Origin of the sequence: Schaalia radingae, from assembly GCF_900106055.1 — a bacterium.
GTDB lineage: Bacteria > Actinomycetota > Actinomycetes > Actinomycetales > Actinomycetaceae > Pauljensenia > Pauljensenia radingae_A.
Map to the genome: position 1 here is coordinate 1,261,967 of NZ_LT629792.1, position 15,945 is coordinate 1,277,911.

18 protein-coding genes are annotated in these 15,945 nt (G+C 59.8%); 16 read left to right on the forward strand and 2 right to left on the reverse strand.

Going from position 1 to position 15,945, the window contains the following annotated elements:
• The first annotated feature begins 64 nt into the window (after nt 1-64).
• Together ffh and BLT69_RS05575 are read left to right on the forward strand one after the other, a co-directional pair.
• Nucleotides 65-1,657, forward strand: a complete 1,593-nt coding sequence (ffh, locus tag BLT69_RS05570) for a signal recognition particle protein (protein ID WP_058236708.1) — start codon at nt 65-67, stop codon at nt 1,655-1,657.
• 8 nt (nt 1,658-1,665) lie between these two features.
• Nucleotides 1,666-2,775 (forward strand): amidohydrolase family protein, encoded by a 1,110-nt coding sequence (locus BLT69_RS05575; RefSeq protein ID WP_092648590.1) that lies wholly within the window; start codon nt 1,666-1,668, stop codon nt 2,773-2,775.
• Here BLT69_RS05575 and BLT69_RS05580 read toward each other — a convergent pair.
• On the reverse strand, nt 2,731-3,726 hold the full coding sequence (locus tag BLT69_RS05580; protein ID WP_092649102.1) for an inositol monophosphatase family protein: 996 nt from the start codon (nt 3,724-3,726) through the stop codon (nt 2,731-2,733). The two genes, BLT69_RS05575 and BLT69_RS05580, sit on opposite strands and share 45 nt — an antisense overlap.
• Nucleotides 3,727-3,988: 262 nt before the next feature.
• Between BLT69_RS05580 and rpsP the strand changes: the two genes are divergently transcribed.
• From rpsP to BLT69_RS05640, 12 genes are all read left to right on the forward strand, one after another.
• A complete protein-coding gene (gene rpsP, locus BLT69_RS05585; protein WP_070727214.1) occupies nt 3,989-4,516 on the forward strand; it encodes a 30S ribosomal protein S16 in 528 nt (175 codons plus the stop codon).
• The gene (locus BLT69_RS05590; protein ID WP_058236712.1) at nt 4,516-4,755 is read left to right on the forward strand and encodes an RNA-binding protein; all 240 of its coding nucleotides are present in this window, start codon (nt 4,516-4,518) and stop codon (nt 4,753-4,755) included. Before rpsP ends, BLT69_RS05590 begins: the two co-directional genes overlap by 1 nt.
• Before the next feature lie 79 nt (nt 4,756-4,834).
• Entirely contained in the window at nt 4,835-5,344 is a 510-nt protein-coding gene (gene rimM, locus BLT69_RS05595) for a ribosome maturation factor RimM (RefSeq protein WP_058236713.1), read from the forward strand.
• A 4-nt stretch (nt 5,345-5,348) separates the two neighbouring features.
• Nucleotides 5,349-6,713: a tRNA (guanosine(37)-N1)-methyltransferase TrmD gene (trmD, locus tag BLT69_RS05600; RefSeq protein WP_092648591.1), complete on the forward strand. Its 1,365-nt coding sequence runs from the start codon at nt 5,349-5,351 to the stop codon at nt 6,711-6,713.
• Between the two features lie 171 nt (nt 6,714-6,884).
• Nucleotides 6,885-7,238 (forward strand): 50S ribosomal protein L19, encoded by a 354-nt coding sequence (gene rplS, locus BLT69_RS05605; protein WP_058236715.1) that lies wholly within the window; start codon nt 6,885-6,887, stop codon nt 7,236-7,238.
• Nucleotides 7,239-7,302: 64 nt separating this feature from the next.
• A complete protein-coding gene (gene lepB, locus BLT69_RS05610; protein ID WP_227469358.1) occupies nt 7,303-8,031 on the forward strand; it encodes a signal peptidase I in 729 nt (242 codons plus the stop codon).
• Nucleotides 8,031-8,714 (forward strand): ribonuclease HII, encoded by a 684-nt coding sequence (gene rnhB / locus BLT69_RS05615; protein ID WP_092648592.1) that lies wholly within the window; start codon nt 8,031-8,033, stop codon nt 8,712-8,714. Before lepB ends, rnhB begins: the two co-directional genes overlap by 1 nt.
• A gap of 7 nt (nt 8,715-8,721) precedes the next feature.
• A complete protein-coding gene (locus BLT69_RS05620; RefSeq protein ID WP_058236717.1) occupies nt 8,722-9,024 on the forward strand; it encodes a DUF2469 domain-containing protein in 303 nt (100 codons plus the stop codon).
• A gap of 144 nt (nt 9,025-9,168) precedes the next feature.
• On the forward strand, nt 9,169-9,609 hold the full coding sequence (locus BLT69_RS05625; protein WP_092648593.1) for a YraN family protein: 441 nt from the start codon (nt 9,169-9,171) through the stop codon (nt 9,607-9,609).
• Nucleotides 9,606-11,183 (forward strand): YifB family Mg chelatase-like AAA ATPase, encoded by a 1,578-nt coding sequence (locus BLT69_RS05630; protein ID WP_058236718.1) that lies wholly within the window; start codon nt 9,606-9,608, stop codon nt 11,181-11,183. Before BLT69_RS05625 ends, BLT69_RS05630 begins: the two co-directional genes overlap by 4 nt.
• The gene (gene dprA, locus BLT69_RS05635; protein ID WP_092648594.1) at nt 11,158-12,330 is read left to right on the forward strand and encodes a DNA-processing protein DprA; all 1,173 of its coding nucleotides are present in this window, start codon (nt 11,158-11,160) and stop codon (nt 12,328-12,330) included. Before BLT69_RS05630 ends, dprA begins: the two co-directional genes overlap by 26 nt.
• Nucleotides 12,331-12,339: 9 nt before the next feature.
• Nucleotides 12,340-13,272, forward strand: a complete 933-nt coding sequence (locus BLT69_RS05640; protein ID WP_257590269.1) for a tyrosine recombinase XerC — start codon at nt 12,340-12,342, stop codon at nt 13,270-13,272.
• 9 nt (nt 13,273-13,281) lie between these two features.
• Here the strand turns inward: BLT69_RS05640 and BLT69_RS05645 are convergent, their stop codons facing one another.
• A complete protein-coding gene (locus BLT69_RS05645; protein WP_070727394.1) occupies nt 13,282-13,788 on the reverse strand; it encodes a M23 family metallopeptidase in 507 nt (168 codons plus the stop codon).
• Nucleotides 13,789-14,160: 372 nt separating this feature from the next.
• Here BLT69_RS05645 and rpsB point away from each other — a divergent pair, with 372 nt between their 5' ends.
• On the forward strand, nt 14,161-15,066 hold the full coding sequence (rpsB, locus tag BLT69_RS05650) for a 30S ribosomal protein S2 (protein WP_092648595.1): 906 nt from the start codon (nt 14,161-14,163) through the stop codon (nt 15,064-15,066).
• Nucleotides 15,067-15,111: 45 nt separating this feature from the next.
• The gene (gene tsf / locus BLT69_RS05655) at nt 15,112-15,942 is read left to right on the forward strand and encodes a translation elongation factor Ts (protein WP_070727228.1); all 831 of its coding nucleotides are present in this window, start codon (nt 15,112-15,114) and stop codon (nt 15,940-15,942) included.
• Nucleotides 15,943-15,945 lie beyond the last annotated feature (3 nt).

Consider the following 15,945-nt stretch of genomic DNA (forward strand, 5'->3'; position numbering starts at 1 on the left):
ACACGGCGCCGTGGGTGCGCTAGTGTAAGACCATTGCGTCCACATCGGAGAAGGAAGGGATCCAGTGTTCTCCAACCTGTCAGATCGTCTCACTGAGTCGTTCAAACAACTTCGCGGGCACGGTATTCTCAGCGAATCTGACGTTGATGAAACAGTCAGTCAGATCCGACGCGCCCTGATTGACGCTGACGTTGCCCTTCCTGTCGTCCGCGAATTTACCGCCGCAGTGCGTGAACGCGCTTACGGAGCGACCCGCTCACAGGGTCTGAACCCCAGTCAGCAGGTTGTGCGTATCGTGCGCGACCAGCTGGTCGAAACCCTCGGCGGCGAAACGCGTGAACTCCACTTCGCTGACCGGGGGCCGACCGTGTTCATGCTGGCCGGCCTTCAGGGTGCCGGTAAGACAACCCTTGCCGGCAAACTCGGCAAGTGGCTGACGGAAGAAGGCAAGAAGGTCATGCTGATTGCATCGGACCTTCAGCGCCCAAATGCCGTCCAGCAGCTGCAAGTTCTGGGCGAGCGTGCCGGAGTCAAGGTGTGGGCACCGGAGCCGGGGAACGGAGTCGGTGATCCTGTCTACGTGGCGCGAACCGGCGTCAACTACGCCATCAACAATGGTTTCGACGTGGCAATCGTCGATACCGCTGGGCGCCTCGGTGTTGACCGGGAAATGATGGATCAGGCAATCGCGATTCGTGACGCCGTCAATCCGCACGAAATCATGTTCGTCCTAGACGCAATGGTTGGCCAGGATGCCGTGCAGACATCGACCGCGTTCAGGGATGGCGTCGGCTTTACCGGTGTCGTCTTGTCGAAACTTGACGGCGATGCCCGAGGCGGCGCTGCGCTGTCCGTACGCGGCGTGACCGGTGCGCCGATCCTCTTTGCCTCAACGGGCGAAGGCCTTGACGATTTTGAACGATTCCACGCAGACCGCATGGCCGGCCGAATTCTTGATATGGGTGACGTTCTGACCCTGATCGAGCAGGCCGAAAAGAAGATGGATCAGGAGGAAGCCGAGAAGGTCGCTGAGAAGGCCATGAGTGGCCAGCTCACCCTCGAAGACTTTCTCAACCAGCTCCAGCAGGTCCGCAAACTCGGATCCATGCGCAAGGTTCTCGGAATGATTCCGGGAATGGCGCAGATGAAGGACCAGCTCGCCAACTTCGATGAGTCAGAAGTCAACCGTGTCGAAGCAATCGTCCGTTCCATGACGCCCGCCGAACGCAACGACGTCAAGATTCTCAACGGATCGCGCCGTGCCCGTATTGCCCGCGGTTCAGGTACCACGGTGACGGAAGTCAACGCACTGGTCAAGCGCTTCGAAGCAGCCCGCGAGATGATGGGTCAAATGGGCGCTGCCGGCGGCTTCCCCGGAATGGGGAATATGCCGGGACATGGTGGCCGCGCCAAACAGCGTGAAGATGCACGCCGTGCCAAGGCTCAGCGTGCGCGCGTGAAGAAGAAGGCGCGTTCAGGAAACCCAGCCAAGCGTCGCCAGCAGGAACTCGAAGCAATGCTTCCAGCCAGTGAACGCAGGAACAATGCGTCCTCGTCGGGTAGCGCATTCGGCATTGGTCAGGGCCAGGGCGCTGCCCAACGCCCCTCTATGGACCAACTGCCCGAGGATATTCAGCGCATGCTCAACGGATTCTGACGGATATCATGCGCCTGACAGGAACAGCTCTGTGGCGTCCCTCCTCAGACGGGTCGCAGCCCGCCGCATGGACGCAAGGCTCCTGGTCGATTTGTGACGGCAGAATCTCCACGGCCGCACAGCCTCGGGCCGCGGATGAAGAGGAACTGACCGGGTGGATCATTCCCGGCCTCGTTGACGTGCATTGTCACATTGGCCTGGGTCCTCACGGTCCTGTCGATCAGGAAACACAGATTCGGCAGGCTCAAGCAGACCGTGACAGCGGAGTTCTGCTCATGCGTGACTGCGGCAGTCCTGTCGATACGTCGCATATTCAACACGATCCCACATTGCCGCACTTGATCCGCTGCGGCACACACCTGTCACGCCCTAAACGCTACATTCGTGGCATTTCGCGCGAACTGGCCACGCCCTCGCAACTGCCTGAAGCGGTCGCACAGGAAGCGGCCCGCTCGGATGGATGGGTCAAAATCGTGGGGGACTGGATCGACCGCAGTGAAGGATCAGAATCGGATCTGCGCCCCCTGTGGCCAGGTGAGGTCCTGCGTGACGCAGTTGCCGCCGCGCACGAATCTGGCGCGCGCCTGACCGTTCACACGTTTTCTCACGCAGCAATCGACGATCTGCTGGCAGCCGGCGTCGACGGAATCGAACACGGTTCCGGTATGGACGATGATCAGCTCAGTGAGGCCAGACGGCAAGGTGTTGTCATCACACCCACGCTCTGCCAAATCGAACTCTTCGAATCCTTCGCGCAGGCTGCCGACGGCAAGTTCGCGCGCTACGCGCAGACCATGCGCACGCTTTACGAGGGACGACACGACCATTATGAGCGCCTCTTCGATTCAGGAGTCCACCTGCTTCCCGGAACAGATGCCGGCGGCTACCAGGATCACGGATCCCTTCCAGCAGAACTTGCCCGATGGCACGCGGCAGGCTTGCCGCCAGCCAAGATTCTCGACATCGCGACCTGGCAGGCTCGCGACGCCCTCGGCTATCCCAGTCTGTATGATGGCGCGCCAGCTGACTGCGTGGTCTACGAGGCCGATCCTCGTGCAGACATTACCGAACTGTCACGACCGGTCGCCGTCATCTTGGGCGGGACGCGCGTCGCCTGAGCGCCGGCTGTCAGCCTGGTGAAGAAGCTCCTGGAGGACGGGGGCCTCCATCGAGCCGACCCACGCTGCCACGCCTGGACGCACTCCGTCGGGAAGATCAGTGCCCATCGGGGCATTCACGACGTTCCCGCCTGCCACCTTGACCATGTGGATACCGGCTGCCACATCCCACGGCTTCATCGTCCCGGCCAGCATTGCACCAGCCCTTCCAGACGCGACCATCGCCAGGTCGAGGGCTGCGGCACCTGGCCGACGAACAGCCTGATATGTTGACGCCAGGCGAGTGTATTCTTCAGCTGAACCGGCAGGATCGTTAATGAATGAATGCAGTGACGGGTGATATGACAGCACGACCGCGTCTCGCTCGCTCGTGGGACCCTGGGCGTGAATGTCGATGTCTTCCCCGTCAGTGCGCAGCCACGCATGAGTGAGATCAGCGAGGAACAGGTGATCCATGATCGGAGCATTAATTGCTCCAGCAACGACTGCGCCGTCCAGCTCAGCAGCGATTGACGTGTTGAAATAAGGCATTCCGGCTGCGAAATTCGCCGTCCCGTCGATGGGGTCGACGATCCACCTGACGCGCTCAGCCAGCGACATACAGCGGCGCCTGGCACCCTGAACCAGGGGGGATGTGGGAAATTCGAAGTCCTCGGTGAACTCCTCGGTCGGCCCGTCGAATTTTCGGGGCAGGGTGCGTTCACCAGTTTCCTCACCCAGTACGCGTGAGCCCGGAACAAAATAGCCCAGGAGAACATGCAGCGCAGATTCCACGCGTTTGTCATGTACGGTGACCGGATCGTGGTGGTCAGCTTTGAAGTCAACGGATTCAACGTGGCTGACAGCGCGCCGCAGATAGCTGGCCACGGCGCGCGCTGCAGCCCCCGCCAGGATCGCCAGGTCGTGAGCAATGCGCTCATCATCATTCGTGACGTCACCATGTGTGCTCATAAGGCTATTGTGGTGTTTCGCCCACTGAATTTCCACTTCTCGTGAGCCCTCGTCGTGATCGATCACACGCCAGGAAACAGAGGATGAGAGGAACAAGATCTGGGAATTGAGACCGATGCGTGGCACAATGGAGTGCTGTACCCGGTCGAGGGTTGGTCCCTCTCACCACTCGAGACTGTGTCCAGGATCTATCGTGACATCGTGTTTCCCACCGATACCATGTGCGATCCAACCCGAGTTAGAAACAGGAGTGACCACACAAGTGGCAGTTCGTATTCGTTTGAAGCGCATTGGTAGGATCCATGCGCCCTTCTACCGCGTCGTTGTCGTTGACCAGCGTAAGAAGCGCGATGGTCAGGTCATTGAAGAGGTCGGCATCTATGATCCGACCCGCGACCCCTCTATCATTAAGATCGACTCCGAGCGCGCGCAGTACTGGCTTTCAGTGGGTGCGCAGCCCTCGAACACGGTGCGTAACCTGCTCGTGCTGACCGGTGACATTGCCAAGTTCAACGGCAAGAAGGACGCCGTCTCGCGCGTCAAGGTCGCTGAAACCGATCAGTCAGCAGAAGCCGAAAAGGCCATTAAGGCCGCTGAGGAAGATGCTGAAAAGCGTAAGGCCAAGGTTGCAGCTGAAAAGGAAAAGGCCGAGGCTGAAGCCAAGGCTCAGGCTGAGGCTGAAGCAGCCGAGGCAGCCGAAGCTGAAACCGACGCCCCAGCCGAAGAATCCGCAGAAGAACCGGCTGCCGAGGCAGCCGAGGCTCCAGCTGAGGAAAAGGACGCTGAGTAATGCTGGCCGATGCCTTGGAACACCTTGTCAGCGGAATTGTTGACAATCCTGACGATGTGCGTGTCACGCGGCGGTCGATCCGGCGCGGGCAGCTGCTGGAAGTTCGGGTTAACCCGGATGATCTGGGTCGCGTGATCGGCCGGTCGGGTCGCACCGCACGCGCACTGCGCGCCGTGATGAACGGCCTGTCGACTCGCGGCTCCGTCAGGGTTGACGTGATTGATACTGACCAGGAGTAACAGCGTTAAGGCTGTATATGGCATAGGTGTGGGGTCCGCTCATCATGAGCCGGACCCCACAACACCGTGAGGAGCAAAGATGCAGCTCAGAGCGGCAGTGGTGGGGACGGCCCACGGCCTGAAGGGCGAAGTGTACGTGACAGTCACGACGGACCGGCCCCAGGCGCTGGCTCCCGGCACCACTGTGCACACCTCTCACAGCGAATACAGCACTTTGACGATGCGATCTTTGCGTGCACACAAAGACCGCGTCCTGGCGGGCTTCGAAGAAATTTCCACCCGCGAACAGGCTGAGGACCTGCGCGGCACGGAATTAATGGTGGATGCCCTCGATGAGGATGACGCGTGGTATCCCCACCAGCTCACCGGACTGGAAGCCGTCACTTTGCTGGGCGAACACCTGGGAACAGTCACCGGTATGCAGCCCGGAGCTGCGCAGGATCTTATCATTGTCGATGCCGATGGCCGGGAAGTACTGGTGCCATTTGTCAGCGCCCTGGTACCGGAAGTCAACGTGGACGAGGGAACCATGACGATTGATCCGATCCCGGGTCTGTTCGACGATAACTACGACATGGACGGAGAATAGCGGCGTGCGAATTGATCTGCTCACCATCTTCCCGCACTACTTTGACGTCCTGGACCTGTCCCTTCTGGGCAAGGCCCAGGACGCGGATCTACTCGACATTCACACCCATGATCTGCGTCAATGGACAACGGATCGTCATCGCACTGTCGATGACGCGCCGTACGGCGGGGGAGCAGGAATGGTGATGCGGCCCGACGTGTGGGGCCGCGGCATCGACCAGGTTCTGAGCGTCGACCTGGATGATTCCCACTCTGACTCCGCCCGAAGAGTCCTCGCGATTCCGACCCCGTCCGGCACGCCGCTGGATCAGCGCCGTGTGGAAAAACTAGCCGAAGTCGACCAGATCATCCTTGCCTGCGGACGATATGAAGGTATCGATCAACGCGTTGCCGACTTCTACCGCGAGCAGGAAGTGGAAGTCCTCGAATACTCCATCGGCGACTACATCCTCAATGGCGGCGAGGCCGCAGCACTCGTCCTTGTCGAATCCGTGTCACGACTGCTCGAGGGTGTCCTCGGCAATCCTGAATCTCTTGACGAAGAATCCTATGGGCCCGATGGCCTGATCGAATATCCCGTGTATACCAGGCCCAGATCGTGGCGCGGCATTGACGTGCCCGACGTGCTCACCAGCGGCAACCACGCCGACATTGACCGGTGGCGCCGTGATCGATCACTGGTCAGAACTGCTCACCGTCGGCCCGACCTCATTGATCGGCTCGATGCACAATGCCTGTCAACCCGCGACAAGGAAGTGCTGGCCGGTGCCGGCACGATCATCACCCCCAAGCGACGCGATGTCATGATACGGCTGGCGCGTGAAGGGGAAGCAGAGGCGCTTTCTGAGCTTGCAGCCAACACGTTCCCACTGGCATGTCCGGATTACGTCAGTCAGGACGATATTGCAGCCTTCATTGAGGAAAGCCTGTCTCCCAGCGAATTTGAACGCATGCTCGCGTCCCCGTCCGTCTACCGGATCCTGGTCGCGCAGTTGCGCGGTGCTTCATCGGAGCTGATCGGCTACACCCTGACTATTCTGTCCGGGCCCGACGGAATGCCTACCCAGATGGTGCGGCCTGGGAAGCTTGAGCTAGGGGCGGCATATCTGTCCAAATGCTACGTGAGAGAATTCTGGCAGGGGTCAGGTGTGGCCGGAGCGATGATCGAGCGTGCGGTCGCAGATGTGGAAGCTCAGGGGCGCAACTCACAGATTGCCCTGGGAACCTCGATCGCCAATAAACGCGCGCAGACGTTCTACAAGCGTCATGGTTTCTCAGTGGCCGGCAGGCGCACGTTCATGGTGGGGGAGAAAGCCAATATCGATGACGTATTCGTGCGTAACATCACGCCGCGATCACGCCACGAATAGCTCACAGGACTTGGGAAGCACCCGATTCTTGTGGCACACTAGAACGTCAGATCAGCTGGGCGTAGCCTGCCGCGGGGGGAGCGCCAGAAAGCACGATCTGCTCAAGAATTGCGGACCAAGATCCGCCGTATAAACGGGACTGACCTGCGGCAGAAACGTTGAGGAGTAAAAATGCAGAAACTGGATGCTGTTGATGCACCGTCATTGCGCGATAACATTCCGGTTTTCCGTGCTGGAGACTCGGTGAAGGTTCACGTACGAGTCGTTGAAGGTAACCGTAGCCGTATTCAGGTCTTCCAGGGGATCGTTATTGCACGCCGTGGTCACGGCGTGTCCGAGACGTTCACCGTCCGAAAGATCTCATTCGGTGTCGGCGTTGAGCGTACCTTCCCGATCCACACGCCTACCATTGACCACATTGAGGTCACTTCCCGCGGTAATGTGCGCCGCGCGAAGCTGTACTACCTGCGTGATCGTCATGGCAAGGCGGCGCGTGTGCGCGAGCACCGCGAGTTCACTGAGTGAACGAGACTCACGAGCGCCCGGTACCTCCACGGTACCGGGCCTCAGTTTCAGAGGAAGTCGACGCGTGAACTACCAACCGATCCAGCACAGGAAGCGCTACCACGACTCCGACCAGGATGACTCTTTGCAGAAGAAGCCAAGCGGTTTCTCATGGTTGAAAGAGTGCGCCATCATCGTGGTGGGCGCACTCGTCCTGTCCACCGTCATTCGCGCTTTTATTTTCCAGATGTTCTGGATTCCCTCGCCCTCGATGCGTTCCACGCTCGTCGAAAATGACCGCATCGTCGTCTCACGAATTTCGACCTTCCGAGGCGATATCGAGCGCGGTGACGTGATCGTGTTCAACGATGCAAAGGGATGGCTTCCTCGCGCAGAATCAGAAGGTGCAGGGAGAATCCTGCGTTCGGTGGGAGAATTTATCGGCATCCTCCCAGCCAACGGCGAACAGACGCTGGTCAAGCGCGTCATCGGAGTAGGCGGAGACCGTGTCCAATGCTGCACCGCGAACGGCGCACTCACCGTCAATGGCCAGGAGATCACCGAACCGTACATTCCTGCAGGCGAACCAGCATCGCGTATGGAATTCGACGTCACCGTCCCCGAAGGATCAGTGTGGGTGATGGGGGACAATCGCCCGAATTCCGCTGACTCACGTTTCCATATGGACCCGCTCGAGAATGCATTCATTGACACTGACGAGATCGTCGGCCGCGCAACGATGGTGCTGTGGCCCCTCGGTCACTGGAGCTGGCTAGGCGATCGTGATGTTTTCTCAGCCGTGAAAGATTCGTGATGCGTCAGCTTCGCCGCATTGCCACACGTGACGTCGAGTGCGAATTGCTGCAGTCATATCCCACCGTTTTAGGTGTGGACGAAGTGGGACGCGGCGCAATTGCTGGTCCCGTTGCCGTGGGAGTCGCCCTCGTGACTGAAAAATCGGGACCTGCTCCTGTTGGACTTGCAGACTCAAAGATGCTCTCTGCACGCGCTCGAGAAGAGCTCGTTGACCCTATTCACCAGTGGGTCGCCGCCTCGGCAGTCGGCATGGCCAGCCCCGCAGAAATTGACGAGGGTGGCATCATCGGCGCTCTAAGATTGGCAGCATCGCGGGCGATTGAAGCGGTGAGAGGGGATGGTGCCACTATCGGGGTGACTTTACTTGATGGTGTTCATAACTGGCTCGCTGCAGATCTTCTGGGTGTTTCTCCCGTCGGCACTGACGTTTCCATCATGACGCGCGTGCATGGAGATGCAGAATGTGCAGTCATTGCCGCTGCGTCCGTTCTGGCGAAGGTGGAGCGAGACAGATTGATGTGCTCGCTGGAGGATCCAGGATACGACTGGATTCACAATAAAGGGTACGCGTCGCGCACCCATATTGACGCCCTGAGCCGCATGGGTGCGTGTGACCAGCATCGGCGTTCGTGGAAACTTCCCGGCGTGGAGCCCAGCACGAATTTGACGAACAGGGCATGATGATACCGTGAGCGCAGATGATCTGGAAGGCTACGAGAATAGCCTCGAACTTGACCTGTTTCGTGAATACCGCGACGTGATCGGTCTGTTTTCGTACGTGGTGGAAACCGAGCGACGCTTCTATCTGTGCAACAAGGTTGATGTGCAGGCCCGACCGATGGGCGGCGACGTTTTCTTCGAGCTGACGTTGACTGATGCATGGGTGTGGGACATTTACCGCTCTTCTCGCTTCGTGAAGTCAGTGCGGGTCATTACGTATAAGGATGTCAACGTCGAAGAGCTGTCGAAGCCTGAGCTTGACATCCCATAGGCCCTGTAACCTGTTCAAATAGCTCTATCCACAGGATACTTCCCGGAAGAGATCCTTCCACAGATGCCGTGTGTACAGGCATCGCATCCACAGATACTGAAGCCGCGATAGCCACTGACTCGACCTCGTTGGCACGGTTGCACTATGACAGCAACCGACGAACGCATCGACTGGCGAGGCACACTGGGCCGCGCCGGAGAAGACTGCGCTTCCCGCGTCGTACAGGAGTGTGGATACGAGGTCCTCGCACGTAACTGGAGAAACGGGACTCGCGGCGAGATTGACCTCATTGCGCGTAGCAGCACAAGGATGACCACCTTTATTGAGGTGAAAACGCGTATTGGTGACAGGTTCGGCAGTGGCCTCGAAGCCGTGACACACGTTAAGTTCACGCGCATCGCGCAGGCAGCGGCCGCATGGTGCGCGGCCAACCGGCCGGAAGCGCCGATCAGATTTGATGTGGTCTCAATCGAGGTCAGCCCCAGCCAGGCAGCATGCTTGAGTCGCGCACTTGAGAGCGCCCACGGCGCTCAATGGCTGCGTCGCAATGCGGATATCACCTGGTGTCAGGGCATTCAGCTATGAGCGGGCAGACGGCCTCGATCCGCACGATTGCGTTGATCGGCATGGATGGTCACATAGTCAATGTGGAGACATCTGTCGCGAACGGTGTGGTCTCATTTACTCTGGTCGGTTTACCGGACGCGTCTTTGCGTGAATCCAAGGACCGTGTGCGCTCCGCACTCAGTGCCTGCGGGCTGGGCCTTCCCAACCAGCGCGTCACCGTCAACCTGTCACCGGCCGGCCTACCCAAGTCAGGATCAGGGTTTGATTTGGCGATCGCACTGTCTGTTCTGCTGGCCAGTGGACAGATCCCGCCCGACGCTGTGGTGGACACGCTTTTCTTGGGCGAACTGGGGCTGGATGGGTCGCTGCGGCCTCCGCCTGGCCTTCTCGCAGCTGTCATAGGTGCTGCACGAGGCGGTACCACGGATATCGTGGTCCCAGCAGCAAGTGTCGCTCAGGCGGCGCTGGTGCCGGGTGTATCCGTCCACGGCTACGAGCATCTGGCGGATTTAGTCGAATCTGTTGGCGGCATTGCCCAGCGCAGCGGAAGCGTAGGCTTCTCCCATCCTTCCGAGGGCGAGTGCGATCACTACAGTTCCAGCGCGCAGTGTCCGTCCTTACTTGATTTGAGCGATGTACGAGGCCAGTCTTATGCCCGGACAGGCCTTGAGATCGCCGCAGCAGGGGGACACCACATCATGCTGATAGGGGAGCCAGGAGCCGGAAAGACCATGCTTGCGCGCGCGTTGCCGACCATCCTGCCACCTTTGGATACTGACACATCACTCACGACGACCGCGCTGCATTGTCTGGCGCAGGCGTGGAGCGCAGAGCACGGACTGATCACTCAGCCTCCGATCGAAGCTCCACACCACTCGGCATCGATGCCGGCCCTCGTGGGTGGGGGACAATCAGTGGGGCGACCAGGCGCCATCTCCCTTGCACATGGGGGAGTGCTGTTTCTTGATGAAGCTGCTGAGTTTGCCCCCTCAGTGATGGATGCCTTACGTGAACCGTTGGAAAACGGTGTGATGACGATTCACCGCTCGCGCGCCACCGTCACGTTCCCGGCATCTTTTCAGCTCGTCTTGGCGACCAACCCGTGCCCCTGTGGTAACCGGAACTCCAAGCATGCTCGATGCACATGTACCTCCATGCAGCAGCGCCGCTACTTGTCGCGCCTGTCTGGACCGCTTCTTGATCGTGTCGACATTCAATTGAATGTGTCCAGACCTACCGCGGGAGACTTCGCGATGGATACGGGGGAGACTTCGGCATGCGTTCGCGAGCGTGTGGAGGAGGCCCGCCAGCGACAACGCCGCCGCTTCGAGGGGACACCCTGGAGACTCAACCGAGAAGTTCCTGGCTCCGTCCTGCGGCGGGATTTCATGCCCGACGAGGCAATCGCATGCGCAATGTCGCGCGCAGTGGATTGCGGCTCACTGTCAATGCGCGGCGCGGACAAAGTCCTGCGAGTGGCATGGACGATCGCTGATCTGGCAGGTCACAACCATCCCACCATGAATGACTTCACGATGGCGTATTCACTTCGAACAGGAGAAGATTATGACGATCCCCCTACTGCCCGATGAGCATCATATTGCTGCCTGGTGGTCCAGTGTGATCGAACCGGTTGACGTGTACGCCCATGCGCTTCGCCTCGCTCTGGGCGATGATGAGGCGATCGCCTGGGTGTGTGCAGACACGCCGGGCAGCTTGCCACTTGCACTTGAGCGAACTGCGCAGGGAATTCCTCGGGATTGGGAGACTGTCTGGAAGCGTTGGCATCCACGAGCCGTGGTCGCCGACCCGGCCGGGGACCTTGAATGGATTGAACGCGTCGGTGGTCAGCTGCTGATTCCGAGCGATAGCAAATGGCCTGAGGCTTTGAACGACTTGGAACACGAGCGGCCGGTGTGCCTATGGGTGCGAGGCCACCTGCTCGATCGCCCTACCGTCGCCATTGTCGGATCACGAGCCTGCACCCGGGTTGGTGAGAAGACTGCTGCCGACATGGGATACGAGCTGGCGTCCAAAGGTATGTGCGTGGTGTCCGGAGGCGCGTTCGGCATTGACATCGCAGCACATAGGGGAGCACTCGCCTCGCCTCCGGGCCCCACTATTGCCGTGATGGCTGGCGGACTCGAACGGCCGTATCCCGTAGCACACCGTCAACATTTTGACGAGATAGTCAGCCATGAGGCGGGTGCGCTGATGAGTGAGGTACCGCCACGGTGGCGCCCTGCACGCTGGCGTTTTCTCACGCGTAACCGCGTTATCGCGGCGTTGGCACAAGCGACCATCGTCGTTGAAGCCGATCAACGATCCGGAGCGCTGGCAACAGCGCGGCGCGCCATGGAGCTGAGACGGCACGTCGGAGCTGTTCCAGGCCCTGTTACATCAGCAATGTCACGAGGCTGCCATCGGTTGATTCGTGAGGGCGGCACGCTGATCCGCGACAGCGCAGATGTTATTGAGATGGTCAGCACCCTTGACCTGAACATCGGAAACACAGAACCGCTCTTCGACCAGCCTCAATCACCCGACCACGGCATCGACGCCCTGCCTTGCCACCAGCGCAGAGTGTGGGAAGCGCTGCCCAGGCGCGCCGCTTCCAGCGTGGATGCCATAACCGTCACGGCAGGGATGAGCATAGAGGATGTGATGAGCGCATTGGGCGCTCTCGAGCTTGCAGGGCTCGCAGCGCACACACACGGTCGGTGGAAGCGCACCGCGTAAAATAGGCGCGTGAGTGATGCTAGGACACAACCGGTACGGGAGCTCATCGACGTGTGGATTGATGAGCTCGCGCACTCGCGTGGCCTGTCAGCCAACACTGCGCGCGCCTATCGAACTGACCTGAATGAGTTTGCAGATTTTCTGGACCAGCGCATCGCAAACGGCACCACACTGGATCAGGCAGTGACCACCAGCTCGATTCGTCAGTGGCTCGCCCACATGGCCAATGATGGGATGAGTCGGGCGACCCTGGCTCGGCGCATCGCCTCCATCCGCGGATTCACCAGCTGGGCGCACCATCACGGGCATCTGAGCGCAGACCCCGCCCTCCTCGTCACCGCACCTTCGCGTGACCAGCGCCTACCACATGTCCTCGACATTCAGGCGGCGCGCGCACTCATGGACTATGCACGTCAGGAAGCGCGCGACGGCGATCCGGTCCATATCCGTGACTGGGCAATGGTGGAAACGCTCTATTCAACCGGCATACGCGTCTCCGAGCTATGCGGTTTGGATCTGGGGTCCTTCGCATTCGACCGGCAATGCCTGAGAGTGCTCGGCAAGGGCGACAAGGAACGCGTTGTTCCCCTGGGCGATCCGGCAGCTCAGGCACTGCATATGTGGTTGGATCGTGGTCGCGTCGCCCTCGTCGATGCGCGCGTGACAACGAACGCCGCATTTTTGGGTGAGCACGGCAAACGTATCGACCCGCGTGTTGTTCGAGCTCGCCTGCATCGACTGGCAGCCAGGGCAGGTGTGCGGGACGTTGCGCCGCACGCGTTGCGCCACAGCGCCGCCACGCATCTTCTTGAAGGCGGCGCCGACCTGCGCGTTGTTCAGGAGATCCTGGGGCACTCATCATTGCAGACCACGCAGCGCTACACGCATGTCGATGCTGCGCGTCTGTCGGCGATCTACCGTCAGGCACATCCGCGTGCGTGACCCCTAGCGTCACTCCCACGGCTTCAAGACAATCGGTCCAACGAGGAATCTGAGCGGGTCATGGTAGGTCCGGGGGCCAGACTTCACGCCCCAATGCAAAGCGCCGGGGGAGTGGCCACTGGCAACATGGCCGATCACATCACCCTTGCGAACCTCATCGCCGGGCGTGACCGTGGCTTCAACCGGCTCGAACGTTGAACGCACCGATCCGTGCGACACAGAGACCACCGGCCGATCGACAATGACGCCTGCCACCACAACTGTGCCGTCCGCTGGCGCGTAAACCGGTGAGCCGACCAGCACATCCAGATCGACCCCTCGATGCCCCGGCAGCCAATTGTGCTCAAGGTCGTCGAAAGCGCGTGCGACCGGCACAGGATCTCCACTGGGCCATAACCACGGCTCGCGCGCATCGCGCAGTGGCTGCGCTGCACCCGCCCACGCGGCGACCGATACGGATAGCGCCCCTGCGAGCATGCATAGCACCCGACCCGCGCTTTGACCTCTTACTCTCATGCCGACACTGTCACCTACCTGTGCTTTGTACGCAATCGCTTGCCGCGCTCCTGTGGACACGTCGACGCGACGCATCTACCTGTGGACACGTTCTGAAACGGACGTTTAGGGACGGGCTTCACAGTTCCGGAAGGCGGAGATGCCCACCACGTGGACTACAATGTGGGGAGCGTCCGCATCAGCGGGCGACTTCGCGTGTCATTTCCGCACTCGAGTTTTCACACGAAAATTGACGAGGGCGGGGCACGGATGCCACGGTCCCTACGGGGCGGCATCCGGTCATGGCACCAGGATCGGCATAATGCCGATAACAACCGAGAACCGGTACGCATCTGCGTGCCCCGACCTGCGCATTGCGCAGAAAGGACGATCATGGCAGTCGTCACCATGCGCCAGCTGTTGGAATCTGGCGTTCACTTTGGCCATCAGACCCGTCGCTGGAACCCGAAGATGAAGCGCTTCATCCTCACGGAACGCAACGGCATCTACATCATTGACCTTCAGCAAACAATCGCTGACATCGACATTGCATACGACTTCGTGAAGGAAACCGTTGCTCATGGAGGCAACATTTTGTTCGTCGGCACGAAGAAGCAGGGCCAGGAAGCCATTGCAGAGCAGGCCTCACGTGTTGGCATGCCGTATGTCAACCACCGTTGGCTCGGCGGTATGCTGACCAACTTCTCCACCGTTTCCAAGCGACTGCAGCGTCTGAAGGAACTCGAGCAAATCGATTTCGAAGATGTCGCATCCTCCGGACACACCAAGCGCGAGCTGCTCATGATGAACCGCGAAAAGGACAAGCTTGCCCGTACCCTTGGTGGTATCCGCGACATGTCCTCCCTGCCGTCAGCGCTGTGGATCGTTGATCCCACGAAGGAGCACCTAGCGGTGGCAGAGGCTCAGAAGCTCAACATCCCGATCGTTGCCATCCTCGACACCAACGCTGATCCTGACGAGGTCGACTACCGCATCCCCGGTAACGATGATGCGATCCGCGCCGTGTCCCTGCTGACCCGCGTAATTGCTGATGCAGCAGCCGAAGGCCTCCTCGCACGCAACTCGCGCCGCCAGAAGGATGCTGAAGCTGACGACAGCACCGAAGGCGAACAGTCCGAACCACTGGCAGAATGGGAACGCGAGCTGCTTGAGGGCAACAAGGCTGCTGAAGAAGCAACCAAGGACAAGGCTGAAGAAAAGGCCGAAGAAAAGGCTGAAAAAGCCGCACCCGCGTCAGAAGAAGCATCCGAGAAAGAAACCTCAGCTGACGCTCAGTGAGAGCTTCAGCAAACCACTACACTTTTTGCGAAAGGACTGACAGCAATGGCGAATTTCACCGCTGCTGACGTCAAGGCTCTGCGTGAACAGACCGGCGCAGGCATGATGGACGTCAAGAAGGCACTGACCGAAGCTGACGGCGACCAGGCCAAAGCTCTTGAAATCATCCGACTCAAGGGCCTCAAGTCCCTGTCCAAGCGCGAAGACCGTGTTGCCTCGGCTGGACTGCTTGTCGGCACCGTTGTCGATGACAAGGCCGGCATCCTGGTTGAAGTCAACTCTGAGACCGACTTCGTTGCCAAGAACCAGAAGTTCATTGACTTCGCCCATTCGGTTCTCGAATCGGCAGTCAACTCCGGCGCAGCCACCCTCGAGGATCTTTTGGCAGCTTCCCATGAGGAAGGAACCGTGCAGGATGCGCTCAACACGATGGGCGCCGTGATCGGCGAAAAGCTTGAGATTCGCCGTATCGTCCGTCTCGAAGGCGAACTGGTCACCCTGTACCTGCACCAGACCAGCCCTGACCTACCTGCGCAGGTCGGCGTTCTCGTCTCCACTGACGAAGCTGGCCGCGAGATTGCACACGACGTTGCTATGCACATCGCTGCCTACCAGCCGATGTACCTTGACCGCGACCACGTTCCGGCCGATGTACTGGCACAGGAGCGCTCGACTCTCGAGAAGATCACGCTGCAGGAAGGCAAGCCTGAGAACATCGTTCCCAAGATCGTTGAAGGCCGCCTGAACGCATACTTCAAGGACAACTGCCTGGTCGACCAGGAGTACGCTCGTGACCCCTCCAAGACCGTTGGACAGGTTCTCAAGGAAGCCGGCGCAACTCTGACCGACTTCGTTCGTCTCCACGTCGGAGCCTAAACA